The sequence below is a fragment of the Pantoea endophytica genome, from assembly GCF_002858935.1.
Taxonomy (GTDB): domain Bacteria; phylum Pseudomonadota; class Gammaproteobacteria; order Enterobacterales; family Enterobacteriaceae; genus Pantoea; species Pantoea leporis.
The window spans coordinates 19,325-35,801 of record NZ_PJRT01000033.1 but is presented as its reverse complement, the minus strand read 5'-3'; the positions used below and the strand labels follow the sequence as shown (position 1 = coordinate 35,801).

The 16,477-nt window shown below is 56.3% G+C and carries 17 protein-coding genes, 1 tRNA gene and 1 pseudogene; 9 read left to right on the top strand and 10 right to left on the bottom strand.

Features of this window, described 5'->3' with window-relative positions; genetic code table 11:
• Positions 1 to 40: 40 nt before the first annotated feature.
• From PZBJ_RS20890 to PZBJ_RS20880, 3 genes are read right to left on the bottom strand one after another with little or no spacing between them, the layout of a single operon-like run.
• Positions 41 to 1,021 (bottom strand): LacI family DNA-binding transcriptional regulator, encoded by a 981-nt coding sequence (locus PZBJ_RS20890; RefSeq protein ID WP_101764101.1) that lies wholly within the window; start codon positions 1,019 to 1,021, stop codon positions 41 to 43.
• A 57-nt stretch (positions 1,022 to 1,078) separates the two neighbouring features.
• Positions 1,079 to 2,152 carry a sugar phosphate isomerase/epimerase family protein gene (locus PZBJ_RS20885; protein WP_101764100.1) on the bottom strand — a complete coding sequence of 358 codons (1,074 nt, stop codon included), beginning with the start codon at positions 2,150 to 2,152 and terminating at the stop codon, positions 1,079 to 1,081.
• Positions 2,153 to 2,168: 16 nt separating this feature from the next.
• Positions 2,169 to 3,407: an MFS transporter gene (locus tag PZBJ_RS20880; RefSeq protein ID WP_101764099.1), complete on the bottom strand. Its 1,239-nt coding sequence runs from the start codon at positions 3,405 to 3,407 to the stop codon at positions 2,169 to 2,171.
• A 214-nt stretch (positions 3,408 to 3,621) separates the two neighbouring features.
• On the opposite strand from PZBJ_RS20880, the gene PZBJ_RS20875 reads away from it, so the two are divergent.
• Positions 3,622 to 4,008 (top strand): cupin domain-containing protein, encoded by a 387-nt coding sequence (locus PZBJ_RS20875; protein ID WP_167391207.1) that lies wholly within the window; start codon positions 3,622 to 3,624, stop codon positions 4,006 to 4,008.
• Here PZBJ_RS20875 and PZBJ_RS20870 read toward each other — a convergent pair.
• Positions 4,005 to 4,679, bottom strand: coding sequence for a GntR family transcriptional regulator (locus PZBJ_RS20870; protein ID WP_101764097.1), 675 nt, complete (start codon positions 4,677 to 4,679; stop codon positions 4,005 to 4,007). The two genes, PZBJ_RS20875 and PZBJ_RS20870, sit on opposite strands and share 4 nt — an antisense overlap.
• Before the next feature lie 115 nt (positions 4,680 to 4,794).
• Between PZBJ_RS20870 and PZBJ_RS20865 the strand changes: the two genes are divergently transcribed.
• From PZBJ_RS20865 to PZBJ_RS20850, 4 genes are read left to right on the top strand one after another with little or no spacing between them, the layout of a single operon-like run.
• A complete protein-coding gene (locus PZBJ_RS20865; RefSeq protein ID WP_101764096.1) occupies positions 4,795 to 5,475 on the top strand; it encodes a DUF2848 domain-containing protein in 681 nt (226 codons plus the stop codon).
• A gap of 8 nt (positions 5,476 to 5,483) precedes the next feature.
• On the top strand, positions 5,484 to 6,827 hold the full coding sequence (locus PZBJ_RS20860; RefSeq protein ID WP_101764095.1) for an amidase: 1,344 nt from the start codon (positions 5,484 to 5,486) through the stop codon (positions 6,825 to 6,827).
• Positions 6,828 to 6,829: 2 nt separating this feature from the next.
• Entirely contained in the window at positions 6,830 to 7,465 is a 636-nt protein-coding gene (locus PZBJ_RS20855) for a DUF4286 family protein (RefSeq protein ID WP_101764094.1), read from the top strand.
• On the top strand, positions 7,458 to 8,771 hold the full coding sequence (locus PZBJ_RS20850; protein ID WP_101764093.1) for an MFS transporter: 1,314 nt from the start codon (positions 7,458 to 7,460) through the stop codon (positions 8,769 to 8,771). The genes PZBJ_RS20855 and PZBJ_RS20850 overlap by 8 nt, the downstream gene beginning before the upstream one ends.
• 74 nt (positions 8,772 to 8,845) lie before the next feature.
• On the opposite strand, the gene PZBJ_RS20845 is transcribed toward PZBJ_RS20850, so the two are convergent.
• Entirely contained in the window at positions 8,846 to 9,049 is a 204-nt protein-coding gene (locus PZBJ_RS20845) for a hypothetical protein (protein WP_101764092.1), read from the bottom strand.
• 61 nt (positions 9,050 to 9,110) lie between these two features.
• Positions 9,111 to 9,728, bottom strand: coding sequence for a TetR/AcrR family transcriptional regulator (locus PZBJ_RS20840; RefSeq protein WP_101764091.1), 618 nt, complete (start codon positions 9,726 to 9,728; stop codon positions 9,111 to 9,113).
• 307 nt (positions 9,729 to 10,035) lie between these two features.
• On the opposite strand from PZBJ_RS20840, the gene PZBJ_RS20835 reads away from it, so the two are divergent.
• Complete coding sequence (locus PZBJ_RS20835) at positions 10,036 to 10,245, top strand: CsbD family protein (protein ID WP_007892931.1); 210 nt, start codon at positions 10,036 to 10,038, stop codon at positions 10,243 to 10,245.
• Between the two features lie 44 nt (positions 10,246 to 10,289).
• Here the strand turns inward: PZBJ_RS20835 and PZBJ_RS20830 are convergent, their stop codons facing one another.
• Positions 10,290 to 10,568, bottom strand: a complete 279-nt coding sequence (locus tag PZBJ_RS20830) for a hypothetical protein (protein WP_101764090.1) — start codon at positions 10,566 to 10,568, stop codon at positions 10,290 to 10,292.
• A gap of 222 nt (positions 10,569 to 10,790) precedes the next feature.
• A pseudogene (locus tag PZBJ_RS20825) lies at positions 10,791 to 10,907 on the bottom strand (Bcr/CflA family drug resistance efflux transporter); the annotation flags it as partial.
• Positions 10,908 to 11,152: 245 nt separating this feature from the next.
• Between PZBJ_RS20825 and PZBJ_RS20820 the strand changes: the two are divergent.
• Both PZBJ_RS20820 and gap read left to right on the top strand, forming a co-directional pair.
• Positions 11,153 to 12,133 carry a GlxA family transcriptional regulator gene (locus PZBJ_RS20820; protein ID WP_101764089.1) on the top strand — a complete coding sequence of 327 codons (981 nt, stop codon included), beginning with the start codon at positions 11,153 to 11,155 and terminating at the stop codon, positions 12,131 to 12,133.
• A 78-nt stretch (positions 12,134 to 12,211) separates the two neighbouring features.
• Positions 12,212 to 13,222 carry a type I glyceraldehyde-3-phosphate dehydrogenase gene (gene gap / locus PZBJ_RS20815; RefSeq protein ID WP_101764088.1) on the top strand — a complete coding sequence of 337 codons (1,011 nt, stop codon included), beginning with the start codon at positions 12,212 to 12,214 and terminating at the stop codon, positions 13,220 to 13,222.
• A gap of 38 nt (positions 13,223 to 13,260) precedes the next feature.
• Here gap and phoA read toward each other — a convergent pair whose 3' ends face one another.
• Complete coding sequence (gene phoA, locus PZBJ_RS20810) at positions 13,261 to 14,667, bottom strand: alkaline phosphatase (RefSeq protein WP_101764087.1); 1,407 nt, start codon at positions 14,665 to 14,667, stop codon at positions 13,261 to 13,263.
• Positions 14,668 to 14,911: 244 nt separating this feature from the next.
• On the opposite strand from phoA, the gene PZBJ_RS20805 reads away from it, so the two are divergent.
• Positions 14,912 to 14,999: transfer RNA gene (locus PZBJ_RS20805), tRNA-Ser, on the top strand.
• Between the two features lie 117 nt (positions 15,000 to 15,116).
• Here PZBJ_RS20805 and PZBJ_RS20800 read toward each other — a convergent pair.
• Entirely contained in the window at positions 15,117 to 16,466 is a 1,350-nt protein-coding gene (locus PZBJ_RS20800; protein WP_101764086.1) for a VasL domain-containing protein, read from the bottom strand.
• Between the last annotated feature and the right edge of the window lie 11 nt (positions 16,467 to 16,477).

Sequence of the window (16,477 nt, the reverse complement as noted above, 5' to 3'; positions counted from 1 at the left end):
ATCATCAGACCATCAACTTCGCAGCCTTCGTAAACGCCGATTAAGTACTGGCGCGCACCACAAAGTGCCAGTCCATCATAATGCGTTGAGCCGGCGAATCAGGTTGATCGATCTTATTCAGCAGCAAGGTAAACGCCTTGCGTCCCATAGCGCGCGACGGCTGCGCCAGCGTGCTCAGCGGCGGCGTGACCATTTCGGCGAGGTCGGATCCATCAAACCCCGTCACCGCTATATCCTGCGGCACGCGCAGCCCGGCGGCATGAATGGCTGACAGCGCGCCCGCCGCTAAGGTATCCGACACGGCAAACACGGCATCTGGACGCTCGGGCGCTCTCAGCAAGGCTTCCATCGCCTTTTTACCGGCATTAAAACTCAGCTCGGTGGCGTACGTGATGGCCTGCCAGCTGCGTGCTTCATGGATAAGTTGCTGCTGATAACCCGCCTGCCGCAGCTGCGCATATTTATAGCTGAGATCGTGGTTGATTAAGGCAATACGCTGTCGTCCCCTGCCCGCCAGAAACGCCACGACGTGCTTTGATGCCTGCACATCATCAATGCCCACGCAGGAAACATCACCGGCATCGGCGTATTCCGCGCATTGCACCCACGGCGTTTCACCAATCAGCTGCGCCAGTTCTGGCAACTTACTGAACGCATCCATGGTGATAATGCCATCCACCATTTTCCCGGCCAGCAATTGCAAACTGGAGCGGGAGCGCTCGATGTCTGAGCCAGAATTGCACAACAGAATGCGATAGCTGTTCTTCTCCGCCTGCTCCTCAATGCCTTTTACCAACTCGGCACAAAAGGGATTGGAGATATCCGACACCATCACGAGAATCATTGAGCTACGTGCAGTTCGCAACTGACGCGCTAATAAATTTGGCTGGTAATTACTCGCTTTAATAGCGTGCAGGACTTTCTCACGATTCAGCGCTTTTACCGTATCGCTGTTATTCAGCACCCGTGAAACTGTTGCCACAGAAACGCCCGCTAAGCGGGCGATTTTTTGGATGGACATGCTTACAACTCTTGCTCAGTCAGATACTACGGAGGCTAGCATAATTTCGCGCCCGCCTTAATCATGCGACTTTACCGCATTTAACCCCAACTGGGCGCGGATGCTGGCCGCCTGCTGCGGTTGTGCGGCAAAGTCATCGAATGCCCGTTCAGCCACCGGAATGATGTGGCGACGAATGAAGTCGGCGCCCTCGCGCGCGCCGGTTTCCGCCTCTTTCAGGCAACACTCCCACTCCAGCACCGCCCAACCGGCATAATCGTATTGCGCCAGCTTGCTGAAAATGGCCGGGAAATCGATCTGTCCGTCACCGGGTGAGCGGAAGCGACCAGCACGATCTATCCAGCGCTGATAACCGCCATACACGCCGCTGCGTCCGTTCGGCAGATATTCGGCATCTTTGACGTGAAAGGCCTTAATGCGCTGATGGTAGATATCGATGAACTGCAGATAATCGATATGCTGCAAGAGCAAGTGGCTGGGATCGAACAAGATGTTGCAGCGCGGGTGATTGTTCACTAACGCCAGGAAGCGTTCAAACGTCACGCCATCGTGAAGATCTTCACCAGGATGGATCTCGTAGCAGACATCAATGCCGTAGCGGTCAAACTCGTCCAGCACCGGCAGCCAGCGCCGCGCCAGCTCTGAGAAAGCTTCACTCAATAGCTGAGGATTGTGTGGCGGCCACGGATAGAGATATGGCCAGGCCAGCGAACCGGAGAACGTCGCGTGGGCCTGCAATCCCAGGTTGGCTGACGCGGCAGCTGCCTGCTTCACCGTCTGAATCGCCCACGCGGTGCGCTTTTCTTTGTCGCCACGCAAAGCGGGGGGTGCAAAACCGTCGAAGGCGCGATCGTGCGCCGGATGGACGGCAATCAGCTGGCCTTCCAGGTGCGTCGATAATTCACTGATCTGCAAGCCGTAGTTGGCCAGCAAACCCGTCACTTCATCGCAATAGGTTTGACTGGTTGCGGCGCGCGGCAGATCAAAAATTAGAGGGTGATTACAGGGTATCTGTAGCGCCTTGTAACCGAGCGCAGAGGCCCATTGCGCCAGCCCTGCCAGCGAATTAAACGGTGGCTGTTGCCCAATAAACTGCGCGAGAAAAATTCCCGGTCCTTTTAACGTTTTCACCTACACCTCCCATCAATCAAACCGCTTCATCCCGGTATTTAAAGGTGAAGAGGAAAAGAACGGCGATCGCCGCCGCGGCAATCGCGGGGATCCACCAGAATGTTGCCCAGTTTTGCGCCGTGCCCTGTCCGGCAATCAGGCGGTTATACAGCGCGCCCGAGATCTGCGAGCCCAGCAGCATGCCAATACCGTAGGTGAACATCACCACCATGCTCTGCGCCTGCCCTCTCACTTTCTCGCCGGCGATGCGGTCGGTGTAAATAAAGCCCACCACAAAAAAGAAGTCGTAACAGACACCGTGCAGCAGAATGCCCATGTAGATCAGTGCGCGGCTTTCATCGTTCATGCCCAAGGCAAACAGCGCGTAGCGCACAAACCACGCCACCATGCCGACCAGCAACATGTATTTGACGCCAAGGCGGCGGAACAGCAGCGGGATCACCAGCATAAAGAAGATTTCCGACATCTGGCCAAATGACATCGCGGTACTGACGTTACTCACGCCCGCATCCGCCAGCCAGGACGCGGTGTAGGCGTAATAGGTGCCGAGCGGGATGGAGATCAAGGTGGCGCAGAGAGCAAAGACGAAGAAGTGACGGATTTTCAGCAGCGCAAAGGCATCCGCACAGAACAGATCGCGCACTTTTAGCGGCATGCCTTTCGCCGGTGCAGGCGTATGCGGCAGCGTCAGACTGTAAATCGCCAATGCCACCGAGCAGATTGCGGCCAGGGTGAAAATCGCGGTACTGGAGGCGATGCCGGTAACACCAATAAAGATGCCCGCCACAATCCAGCCAATGGTGCCGAACACCCGCACCACCGGAAAACTTTTGTCACTGCTGGCCAAGCTGTGAAAGGCAATGTTGTTAGAGAGCGCCAGCGTCGGCATAAAACACAGCGTATAACCAAACAGCAAGCCAATCAGCAGCGCGCCGTTTTCGGCCACCAGCGCGCCCGGGACAAACCATAAAATCACCGCGCCCGCCAGGTTCATCACCGCCATGACTTTCTGCGAAGGAAAGAAGCGGTCAACCAACATGCCCAGCACAAACGGCGACAGAATTGAGGCGATCGGCCCTGCTGAGAAAGCATCACCAATCAGCAATGACATGTTGTGCTGCGTCATCACCAGCCCGAGCGTTACGGACCAGCTTCCCCAAATGAAAAACTGCATGAACATCATCAATGACAAGCGGGGAATCAGCAGACGCTGCTGCCTCGCCGCGATCTCAGAACCTGTAGTTGTCGAAACCATGCTGACCTCGCGCCAAAAAGAAATCGATTACATTTCACTGAGAGAAACAAAGTAATCGATTACTTTAAGCAGTTCCTGGTGACCGATCACAATTCTTTTACAAGTGACCCGAGCATCACCGAGCGGCTTAGGCTGACAGTGATTGCACGCGCAGCCTTGCTGATTTGCACTATCCTGTGCGGGAGAGATTTTAATGACGATTCAGAGGAATGGGATGAGCGCCGATAACGAACATGAAAACAGTGCAGAAACGCTACTGCAAAGCGGGCAAGCCTGGAATGGCCAGCATATTGAACACTATCCAGCCGGTAAGCCCGAGATCACGGTGATGAAGATGACCATTCCTGCACATTCCGAGCTGCCGTGGCATACGCATCCGATGCCGAATACCGCGTATATTTTATCGGGATCGCTCACTATCGAAGACAAAGCCAGCGGCGAGACTAAAACGTTTAACGCTGGCGAAGCCTTTAATGAATCCATCGATATTGCCCATCGTGGTTTCACCACGGATCAGCGTGCCGAGCTGATTATTTTCTACGCCGGGGTTGAGGGCATGGAACTCTCTATTCCGCTGCCGGGTGAAGAAGCCGAATATTAATTATTCAGCAGCGCCTGTTTAAACGAATAGATATGCACCCGCGCCGCCTCTTCCGCTAGCTCGGCATTTCCCTGCTCCAGCGCCGCAATGATCGCTTCGTGTTCGGCGATGACTTCGTTCATGTGCGCAGCGCTGGAAAGCGTGGTGGCCCAGAAGCGCTGCGCCTGCGCGTGGATAATGCTGAGAATATCGGCCAGCCGACCGTTGGCGGCGATGTCCGCCAGTACCTGATGAAATTCGCGGTCCAGCAGCATCATCTGTTCGCGATCGCGTGAGGCGCTGGCATTGGCAATGCGCTGATTCATCTCCCGCAGATAGACGATCTGCGCCGCATTGACCCGCTGCGAAGCCAGCCGCAAGCAAAGCGCCTCATTCACCAGACGCACCTCAATTAACTCCAGCGCATCATCAATTGACAGCGGCGACACCATCACGCCCTTGCGCGGGATAATCTGCAACAGCCCTTCCGTCGCCAGTCGATGCACCGCCTGATTCACCGGCGTTCTGCCCATCTCAAGATCATCCATCACCTGCGCGATATTGAGATAGTCGCCCGGTTTGTAGCGCAGCGTGATCAGCCGGTGCTTGAACGCCAGATAGGCGCGCTCGTTAAGCGAAATGCTCTTCGGGGTCGTCGGCGAGCTCACATTTTCAGCCATCACATTACTCATCACGCAAATCCTTATTAGGTAACTGAGACATATTACACAAAAACCTGGCATGAAAATGGCTAGATTGAAATCACAGTGAAATTTCACACGCATTTCTCACCTGGAGATCGATCCCATGCAATTACGGTTTACAACAGATTACGCCGATGCGGCAGTACTGGATGTTGAGATTAATCAACTTGTTATCGCGGGCTGGGTAGGACGCGATCAGGAAGCGGTGCTGCACCATATCAGGGAGCTGGAAGCGCTGGGCGTGCCCGCTCCTGGTGCAGTGCCGCTGTTTTATCGCGTCGCAACCAATCAATTAACTCAGGAAACGCAGCTGGAGGTGGTCGGCGATCATACGTCCGGTGAAGCTGAACCCTTTGTGTTTTTCCATCGCGGCGAATATTGGGTTTCGCTGATTTCTGATCATACCGATCGTCATCTGGAAACGTTCAGCGTGGCGCTATCGAAACAGGCGTGCATCAAACCGGTGGCCGGTCACGCGTGGCGCATGGCGGACGTCAAAGCGCACTGGGATCAGCTGGAGCTGCGCGCCTGGATCAACGTCAACGGTGATTGGGTGACTTATCAGCAAGGCGCCCTCTCCTCGCTTCTGACGCCACTTGATCTGTTGAGCCGCTATTTTGCCGCGGGCCAGGTTGAGGAAGGTTTCGCCATGTCGTGCGGCACGCTCAGCGCCATCGGCGGGATTCGTCCTGCCAGTGAATTCCGTATGGCGCTGCACGATCCGGTGCTGAACCGCACGCTGGAACACACCTACATCACTGGCTCGCTGCCGGTTATCGCATGAGGTTCTCTATGACAACGTTATGGCAAGCGAGCCAGCAGCTGCTCGCCGGGCAAATCAGCCCTGAAACCCCGACCCAGCATGCGCTGCGTGCCATTGCAGCGGAAAGCGGAGAAGGCAAACGCGTCTTCACCAAGGTGTATACCGCTGCTGCGCGCCAGCAGGCCGAGCAAGCCGGCGCGCGCTGGCAGCAGCAACAGCCACGCAGCGCGATTGATGGTCTGCCCATCAGCATCAAAGATCTGTTTGATGTCGCCAGAGAAGTCACCACCGCCGGCTCCCGCTTGCTCAGTAGCGCCAGCCCAGCCGCGGCGAACGCCAGCATGGTGGATCGGCTGCAGCAGGCTGGTGCCGCCATCGTTGGCAAAACCAATATGAGCGAGTTCGCCTTCACCGGCCTCGGCGTCAATCCGCATTACGGCACACCCGCCAATCCGTGGCAGCGCGCGCAGCAGCGCATTCCGGGCGGTTCCTCTTCCGGTGCGGCAGTCGCGGTGAGCGACGGCATGTGTCTGGCGGCGGTTGGCACCGATACCGGCGGTTCGGTGCGCATTCCGGCGGCGCTGTGCGGCTTAACCGGTTTTAAACCCAGCGCCAGCCGCATCGATCAACACGGAACGCTGCCGCTGGCGGCATCGCTCGACAGCATCGGTGTGATCGCTCACGACGTGCGCAGCTGCTGGTTGCTCGATAGCGTGATCGCCGATCGGCCCCTCACAATCGATGAGCGGAATCTGTCAGAAGCGCATTTCGTCATCCCGCAGACGCGCGTGCTGGCTGGCCTTGACGAACACGTCAGCGCCGCCTGGCTGCATGCGCTTGATGTGCTGTGCGCGCAGGGCGTGAAAATCACCGAGCTGCCGCTGCCAGAGCTGGCAGAACTGGACTCCATTAACGCGCGTGGCGGCATTACCGCGTGGGAAGCCTGGCAATGGCATCAGCATTACGCCCAATCCCAGCCAGAAGCCTACGATCCGCAGGTTCTGACGCGCATTAATCGCGGCAGCTTACTGAACGAAGTGGATGCCGCCGAACTTTACCAACTGCGCGCCGACTGGAAACAGCGCGTCGAGCAGGCGGTTGCGCCCTTCGACGGCATCCTGATGCCGACGGTGCCGTTGATCGCGCCGACGCTGACTGAGCTCGACGATCCCGCGCGTTATATGCAGGTCAATCTGCTGATGCTGCGCAATACCAGCGTGATCAACATGCTGGATGGCTGTTCGATTTCTCTGCCTTGTCATCAGCCCGGCGCTGCGCCGGTTGGCCTGATGCTCTCTTCCACCCATGGCAACGATGCTGCGTTACTCAGCTGGGCTGCCGCGATTGAAACCACCCTGAAACGGAGTAGCTGATCATGACTCAACCCCACGGCATGCTGTTTGTCGCCACCCATATCGATGCTGCAGATGAAGCGGATTTCAACCAATGGTACGACCACGAACACGTTGAAGAGCGCGTGGCCATTAGCGGCTTTCTTAGCGGCACGCGTTATCAGGCGGTGGATGCCGAACGCAAATACCTCGGCCTGTATGAAACCGCATCGCTGGAAGCCTTTACCAGCGCCGATTATCACGCCGCCTTCACGCGCCAGACCGAATGGTCGGTGAAGAACCTTAACAAAATGGTCAATCCGATGCGCCGCGTCTGCGCCATATCGCATCAGCATGGACAAGGCACCGGTAGCCATCTGGCGGTGCTGACCTTAAAAGCGGGTACAGATGTTGCATCGCTGGGCAGCTGGCAAAGCAGCGTACAGCAAACGCCCGGCTATATCGCCTCACGTTTGCTGACGCCTGACACCACGCTGAGCTCGCCGCTGCCACGGGAAACCAGCGCAACGCGACCAATGCATCCGATGCTGCTGCTGACCTGCCGCGACGCCCAGGTGTGTAAAACCCTCGCCGCCGATGCCGCGCAGGCACTCAACGCGGACGTACAGCTCTACTCCCTCAGCTGGCAGTTAACCCAACAGGAGATGGCTCATGGCTAATACCGATTCAACGTTGCCGCACGCGTCAGGCGCGCGCGCCAGCCACAGCAAAACCGGTCGCCTCGCGGCGGCTAGCTCCATCGGTACCGCGCTGGAGTGGTATGACTTCACGGTCTACAACATCATGGCGGCGCTGGTGTTTAACCACGTCTTTTTCCCCAGTTTTGATCCGCTGGTCGGTACCATTCTGGCGTTCTCCACCTATGCGGTCGGCTACATTTCCCGTCCGGTAGGCGGCTTTATCTTTGGTCATCTCGGCGATGTCGCCGGGCGTAAAGCAGTATTGATCACCACCCTGGTGATTATGGGCGTTACAACCGCACTGATGGGCCTGCTGCCTGGCTATGCGGTGTGGGGCATCTGGAGTCCAGTGCTGTTGGTGGCCTTGCGCTTTATTCAGGGTATTGCATTAGGCGGCGAATGGGCCGGTGCAGTGTTGCTGTCGATGGAGCATGGCGATGCCAACAAGCGTGGCCGTAACGCCTCGTTTGCGCAGGTAGGTCCCTCGTGCGGTACCTTGATTGGCACCGGATTTATCACGCTGGTAACGGTTGCGTTGAGCGGCGAGCAGTTTCAGGAGTGGGGATGGCGCATTCCGTTCCTGCTGAGTCTGCTGCTGGTGATGTTTGGCTTATGGCTGCGTCGCGGCGTAGAAGAGACGCCAACCTTTGTCGCGATGCAGCAGGCGGAGAAAACCACGCATACGCCACTGAAAGAGGTGTTTGTTCGCTATCCGCGTGAGCTACTGATCGCTGGCGGTTCACGTATCGGCTCCGACGTGTTGTATGCGTTGGTGGTGGTGTTTACCCTCACCTACGTCACCACCGTGCTGCAACTGCCGCGTCCGCTGGCGTTAATGGCCACTATGCTCGGCGCAATTGGCAATGCGATTACGGTGCCGATGTTTGGTGCGCTCTCCGACAAGCTCGGCCGTCGTCCGGTCTACATTGCCGGTGCGCTGCTGGCGATGGTCTGGTCGTTTGTGTTCTTTGTGCTGCTGGATAGCTCACAGCCGGTGCTGATTGTGCTGGCGGTCATTGGCGGCTTGCTGATTCATGCGGTGATGTACGGACCGCAGGCGGCGTTTGTCACCGAGCAGTTCCCCAGCCACGTGCGCTACGCCGGATCGTCACTGGCTTACACGCTGGCAGGAATCATTGGCGGTGGCTTTGCGCCCCTGATCATCACGACCTTGTATAAAGAGATGGGCAGCACGCTGTGGGTATCGCTGTATGTCAGCCTGGCGTTGCTGATCACGCTGTTTGCGCTGTGGAAGGCGAAAGAGACCGCGCATCGCCCGCTTTAATTAGAGAGGTGTTTGGCGAGGGATTGCCAGACTTCAGCAGAAGAGAACAACAAGGCGCGGCACGCGCGACCCTATTAGTGCAGTTTTTTCGCCAGGATACGAATGGCTTTCTCGCAGGCGACTTTGGTTTTGCTGTCGGTAGAGCGCAAACTTAGGCGATACAACGCGCCTATGAGTTCCTGAACGGTAAGCGCTTCATCAGGACGCAGGATACGTGTCACTACCCTGCCCACCAATGCGCGAATCTCTTCCGTAATATCTGAATCTTCGTCTTTCACTTGCCCTCCGGCTTTACGCTTCGCTTATTTAGGAAGTATCCGACTCCTAATTAGACAAATTTTAGTCCAGCAGCTTCATAACTAACTTGATGGTCTCTGGTTCATCTTTTACATCGGTGATCTTGCCCACAACGCGCATGCCAAAGGCGATGCAGAGGATCAATCCCGCGGCGGTGTCCACATCCAGATTGGGCGTGACCGAGCCATCTTGCTGGCCCAGTTTGAGCAGCGAGGCGAGGAAGTTTTTATTACGAATGACCGCTTCACTCACCAGTTGCGAAAGATCGTCATCCAGCACCTGCAGCTCTACCGCGCTGCCCACCACTAAACAGCCGGTGCGACCTTCCACCGCCCGCGCGGAATCAAGGTAAAACTGCAGCAGCTCGCCGAGCTTCTCACGGCCGCTGGTGAACTGTGCCAGACGCTGGCGCAGATCGGCATTACGCACCGAAAGATAGCGTTCAAACACCAGCAGAAACAAGCTGCGCTTATCTTTAAAAGCCTTGTAGATGCTGCCCGCTGTCAACCCCATCGCTTCGCCCAGATCGTTAAGTGAAGCCGCATGAAACCCCTTCTGACGAAAAACAATCATGGCTTTGTCCAGAGCCTGTTCGATGTCGAACTCTCTGGGGCGGCCACGTTCTCTGCTTTTCATGTCGGTGGGTTGCGTTTTACTCATACGGATGGCATCAGGGAATGCGGGTTTCCAAAAGTTGACGGAAATGTCTTATCGGCGGTTACTATATCGCAACCCGGCATTGTCTGTATAGCCGGGCAAACATAATGCCTTATAGAGCAAAGAGTTAGAGAATCACTTTTTGCTATTAGCGGCTTTTTTCTCCACGCTGGCTCACACATTCGCAAATTTATGAGTCAGCTCACAGCTCAGGCAAGCAAAGCGCAAATCCTGTGCCAGGATTAATTCACCCGCTGGCATCAGGCCAGCGAAGGGCAGCACACAGTCACCACGAAATAGGGAGATCAACATGAACGAAGATCGTATTAGCGGCAACTGGAAGCAGTTCAAAGGGAAAGTGAAGGAAAAATGGGGCGACCTGACCGATGATGACATGACCGTGGTTGAAGGAAAACGCGATCAGCTGGTCGGCAAAATCCAGGAACGCTACGGTTATGAAAAAGACCGTGCGGAGAAAGAAGTTAAAGAGTGGGAAGATTCGAATAAGTACCGCTGGTAACGCCGCGCCGTTATGCCGGACAACCTTTGTCCGGCATTCAGCGATCAGTGCTGCGTTGAGTCATCCGCCGAAACGTTTTTCGCCCTAAAGCTCATCACGTTCTCTTCCGATTGCTCAACCTTGTCGGCTGTGCTGCTGTTCGTCACCAGCTCTAAAGCCAGTCTGGCGATCCGTACCTCTTCCGCCGTCACACCCGCATGTATCATCTTCTCTAATTGCGCGAGCAGCGTGGTACGCGAAACCGGCGCATCCTGGTTGAATAATTCCATCACCGCATCACCAATCGCGATGTCGCATAACTGTTTGTCATTACTGTTTTTCATGGGCTCTCTGTAATCGTCTCAACCAACCCTGGCCGGGGGATCCTGACGTGGCTGAGCATACCCACTGAGAAAAAAACGTCAAATACAAAAAAGTGTCGATGCAATCGAAAATGCATAGACATACAACGCTTGCGGCAGCTGAACGTCACACCGCAAACGTTAGTCTGGCTTAGCCGCCAACCCGCTCCTGTAGAGCAGCAGGATAACGTTCAACAATCACTCTGTAAGTTCCGCATCGCCGTGCAGCTCGCGCGCCATGATCGGCATGGCGGGCAGATAGATATCCGAGGATAACGAAGTGATCACCATTAACCCACTCAGAATGAGGATAAACGGCAAACCACTCGACTTGACGGTAAAGGATTACGTACGCATTGAGGCGTGATCCATGTTGAATTCCAGCGAGATCGAATTCATCCATGTTAGCGGATGTGATTGTGAAGATAATGGCGTGAAATGACGTTGCGCCAGGGAGGAAAATTCATTAATCAAAGTTGCCGCATATCGCGATCTGCTATGCCTGGAAATACTCCCGACGCCATGAGACACTCTGGCTTATTCCGTCAAAATATCTATTTCACGCCATGAAAACCTTTCTGATTATTGTGCCCGACGGCGGCATGCTGTTTGAAGCGGCGGGTATCGCCGATATCCTGATGCGCGCCAATCAGCATCTGCCGGTTGGCGTCGATCAGCAGCGCTATCGCGTTAGCCTCGCCACCACCCAATCGCATCAGGTGATCCACGGCCAATCCGGCCTCAATCTATTAGCCGATCTCAAGCTGGCCGATCTCGATCCGCGCACTGCGTGGGACACCATCATGATCACCGGGCGCGGCGACAGCGTGGAAGAAGGCAATATGGTGGTCGATTTCATCAAGCTGGCGGCTCCGCAGGCGCGCCGCGTGGTGTCGGTATGTGGCGGCGCGATGCTGCTGGCGGAATCCGGCTTGCTGGCAGGTCGCCGCGCCACCACGCACTGGCGCTTGCTCGATACCTTGCAATCGCGCTATCCCGAGATTCAGGTGGAAGGCGGCCCACTGTTTATTCAGGACGGACCGATCTGGACCTCCGGCGGCGTCAGCTCGGGCTTTGACCTGACATTAGCGCTGGTGGAAGAGGATTTCGGCTTTAGCATGGCGCGTGATATTGCGCAGGACATGGTGATGTATCTGCGCCGTCCCGGCGGACAGATGCAGTTCAGCCGTTTTCATCTGCAGACGTCGAGCGGCATTGGCCCGATCGGTGAACTGCAGCGCTGGATCCGCACCAACCTCGCCGAAGATCTCTCTGTCGAGAAACTGGCGGAGCGCGTCGCCATGAGCCCGCGCAACTTTACCCGCGTGTTCACCCGTGAAACCGGCGCGCCGCCCGCGCGCTATGTGGCCGAAGCGCGCCTCGCCGCCGCGCGTGAACAACTGGAACAAAGCAACGACACGCTGGATCGCATCGCGCAACAGACCGGTTTTGGCAGCAGCATCAATTTACGCCGCAGCTTTGAGCGTCAGCTGCATCTCACGCCGGGCGAATATCGCCAGCGCTTCCACTGTCGGAAATTGGCGTAAAGTGATCCTTTTTTGGCGTTTACGCCATCACACCATCGGCTTAGAGTGACTCCAGCATCTTCGGAAAAGGAGTCAATCATGACTAAGATCGGCATTAACGGCTTTGGCCGTATCGGACGTAACGTTTTTCGTGCAGCGCTGGGCAGCGATGATATTGAAATCGTCGCCATTAACGACCTCACCGACAGTAAAACTCTCGCGCATCTGTTGAAACACGACTCCCTGCTCGGCAGGCTACCGGCGGAAGTGGAAGCCGGTGAAGGCGAATTACGCATTGATGGCAAAGCGGTGCGCGTGTTTAGCGAGCGCGATCCGGCGAATATTCGCTGGCGCGATGTCGGCGTGGATATCGTGATTGAAGCCACCGGCTTCTTCACCGAACGCGACAAAGCCGCAGTGCACATCACCAGCGGTGGCGCGAAACGCGTGATTATCTCCGCGCCGGGCAAGAACGATGACCTGACAATTGTGCTGGGCGTGAACGATCAACGTTACGATCCGCAGCAGCACTTTGTGGTGAGTAACGGCAGCTGCACCACCAACGGCTTAGCGCCAGCGGCGGCAGTGCTGCACCAGGCGTTTGGTATCGAGCACGGTTTAATGAACACCACGCATGCTTATACCAACAGCCAGGTGCTGCACGATCAGCCGGAGAAAGATCTGCGCGGTGCACGGGCGGCGGCGTTGTCGATTGTGCCTTACTCAAGCGGCGCGGCGAAGGCGTTAGGTCGGGTGATTCCGGAGCTGGAGGGTCGATTGACCGGCTATTCCCTGCGCGTGCCGGTGCCGGTGGTGTCGATTGTGGATTTGACCGTGACGCTGAAACGCGACGTGACCGCAGAAGAGGTGAATGACGCGTTTAAAGCCGCGGCGGCAGAAGGTCCGCTGCAGGGGATTCTTGGATACAGCGACGAGCCGCTGGTATCAAGCGATTATCAGGGCGATGCCCGTTCATCGATTATTGATGGGCTTTCGACGCTGGTGATTGGCGGCAATCTGGTGAAGATCCTTGCCTGGTACGATAACGAATGGGGCTTCTCCAATCGTCTGGTGGATTTAGCGCGGTTGATGGCAAAACGCGGGTTGTAAGGTATAACGGTCGCCGTTAATGGCGACCGTTATCCTGGCTACTTCAACCCCATCGCATCCTTCAGGGTAAAGAACAGATCGGTCTGATCGGTCAAGCCCACCACGTTAGCCGCATGCGGGCCGTACGCCGCAATGCGCACCTGCGTACCAGTGTGCTCCTGCGAATCCTCTTCTGAATTGCCGTAGCTGATGGTCATCACCGCGCCATCTTTGGTATTCACCGCTTGCGTCAGACCCGGCGCTTTGGTGCCATTCTCCACGATCTGGCTGCTGTGCGCGTGGTCGGCGGTCACCACCACCAGCGTGTCGCCATGTTCGCGCGCAAAGGCCAGCGCCTGCTGCACCGCTTCATCCAGATCGACGGTTTCACCAATTTGACCGCATGGATTGGCCGCATGATCCTGCTTATCAATTGACGCGCCTTCCACCTGCAGGAAGAAGCCTTTCTCATTAGTGCTTAGCAGATCGATGGCTTTTTTGGTCATCTGCGCCAGCGTCGGTACCGAAGCGGGACGCTCTTTATTCACTTCACAGGTCACCACCGGCTTATCAATGTTGCCGTGATAGCTGGCTTTCGGTCCCTGCCAGCGCACCGGCATATTGCCGTCGGCAAACAGGCCAAGCACCGGTTTACTCTGGTCGGCCTGCTGAATGGCGTTCATGCCATCGAGATTATCAACCCACTGATAACCCAGCGCCTGTGACTGTTCGCGCAGGGTTTTACCCTGATACTCGCCAGCTTTGGCGGTTTCGCCGAAGGATTTTGCGCCGCCGCCCAGCGTGACGTCCGCACGGGTTTTTAGCATCTGCTCGGTAATCGATCCTTTACCGCCCTGCTCCAGCGCGTTAGTCGGGCACAATTCGCTGGTTTTCTCCGGGCCGTAGCATTTGCGCGAAGTGACGTGGGCGATCAACGCTGCTGGCGTGGCATCCTGCAGTTCAGCAGTGGAAACGTTGCCGGTGGCTTTACCGGCGGCTTTCGCCAGCTCAAGAATCGTTACCTGATCTTTGCCGTTCACGTCGACGCCAATCGCACCGTTATAGGATTTGGTGCCGGTGGCCCACGCGGTGGCCGACGCGGCGGAATCCGTCACGTAATTCGGCTTGTGGGTTTTCTTATCCAGTGAATAGTGCGTGTATTGACCGGTGAGCGGCAACGCATCAAGGCCGGGGAAGAAACCGCCTGCACCCCGCGCCTGATTACGCGCGGCGGTGATTTCCGAATCTCCCATGCCGTCACCAATCAGCAGAATCACGTTTTTCGCGGTGCTATTGCTTAATGACGCTCTTAGCGCTTCGGTCTGGTCGCCAGTGAGACGACGCGCGCCGCCGTGCTCGGTGACATCGCCGGTAGCAGCGCGGGAATAGTGTGCATCGTCTGCCACTGCTGATGTCGCGATCAGAGAAGCCAGCAGCGTAACCGTAAAGAGAGGTATCTGTTTCATTTATAAGCATCCTTTTCCATAGATATAACCAAATGTTTCCGCGGACAAGTCTGCGACAGTGCGGTGACATTTTTGTGACAGAGAGGGAATGATTTGATGACAGAATCGCCATGATGAGCAGGCCAACGGCAATACGCTCAGAGCTTAAGCGAATAGAACAAAAGGAGAAAATAGCGCTTGACCCTTTTCAGCGATCTCCCTATAGTAGCGCCCCGTTGACCCAGCGCGGTTGACAAAAAAATGTGGTGAGGTGTCCGAGTGGCTGAAGGAGCACGCCTGGAAAGTGTGTATACGGCAACGTATCGGGGGTTCGAATCCCCCTCTCACCGCCACATTCTAAAGAAGAGCCTGAACGAAAGTTCAGGCTTTTTTTTGCCTGTTTTCTGCGAGGGGGATTCGAACCCCCGCAAAGTTTGATAGCTGCGAATACCGGTTAGCTGCGGATTTTGCTAGTCCTGCTCTTTTGACGATGTAGCTATCGTTTGGTAACTGGCGATAAGCTGCTTCAGGTGCATTTCCGCTTGTGTTAACTGATTCTGTGTAGCGTCATCGTCCGATTGCTGCAACACGCGCAGTTCCTCTTCCAGTGGCACCGTTACGTTGAACGCCTGCGTCATATTGTAGACCGCTGTTTTCAGTTCGCTCACCGTCAGATATTTGCCGCGCTTCTCGTCAAGTCCATTCAGGCGCTGCGACAACGCGTTGAGCTGCTCCATGCCCTGTTGCCATCGCTGCATTTTATCTGCTGGCATTGCTGCCGCGTTAAGCTGCTTGTTCCAGCGTGCGCTCATCGTTTTAACCGCATCCGAATCAGGCCACAACAGGCTGGCCTGCATTACCAGCGCATTACCGAGCTGCAGATTCCAGTCCGGCGATACGTTTTGTAGCCGGTTCAATTGCTGCTGCGTTTGCTCCAGCCATGCCGCTTCGTTTAGCCATTCGGGGGGATTCGCCTGCAGTTCAGCCATCATTTCCGGTGAGAGAGGCGCAGGAAGTGGTGATATTGAAGCCAGTAATGCTTGCTGTAACGGAGATTCCTGCTCAGTTTTTTGCACAACCAAATAGCCTATAGCGGCGATAAGTGACACGCTCAGCAGCGTCGCGCCCACGCCACTGATAAATGCCCGACGCCGCAGCCGCCGCAAATCGGGTGCAGGCGCACCCGCAGAAGGAACATACACCCAGCCGCTGACTTCTGCACTTGCTAACGCCAGCGCGGGCTTCTCAATCGGAACGACTTCAGGCAGCTTGGCCACAGCATCAGATGTTGAAACATCGCAGTGTTCCAGCATCACCACCGCACTGCAAATGCGGTCCAGCAGCGGATCAATCTGACTAAGCTGACGCAGTTCAAGACGTTGCAGATGATCGCCGGCTTCGCTGAGCAAGCGCGCCGCCTGGCTCAGCGCCGTTAAGTCTGCTTCGGTTATCGTTTGAGTACGCAGGAATTGCTGCAACCGACGGCTCAGTCCCGCCAGCATTTCGATGCGCGCGCGCGTTGGCTGCGGCCATAACGTCGGCCATTCGCGGGTAATCAATGCTACCAGCACCGCCAGGCCTTCCGTCATACCTGCCGTTCCTGCCGTGTTCGCGCGCGATAGCGTGTACCAGACCGCGCTTTGCAGCTCGACACCGTTTTTTTCGAACAGCGTTAAACTGAGCGCAGAAACGTGCGGCCAATCGACATCCGGACGCGCCGGATGTGTGAGTTTCTGCATTTCCTGGCGCAGCGCGGCATATTCCGCCAACGCGCGTGGATCGCCACCGGTTTTGACGAAGCGAGGTTGAGATGAAGTCATTGCTGTGTTCC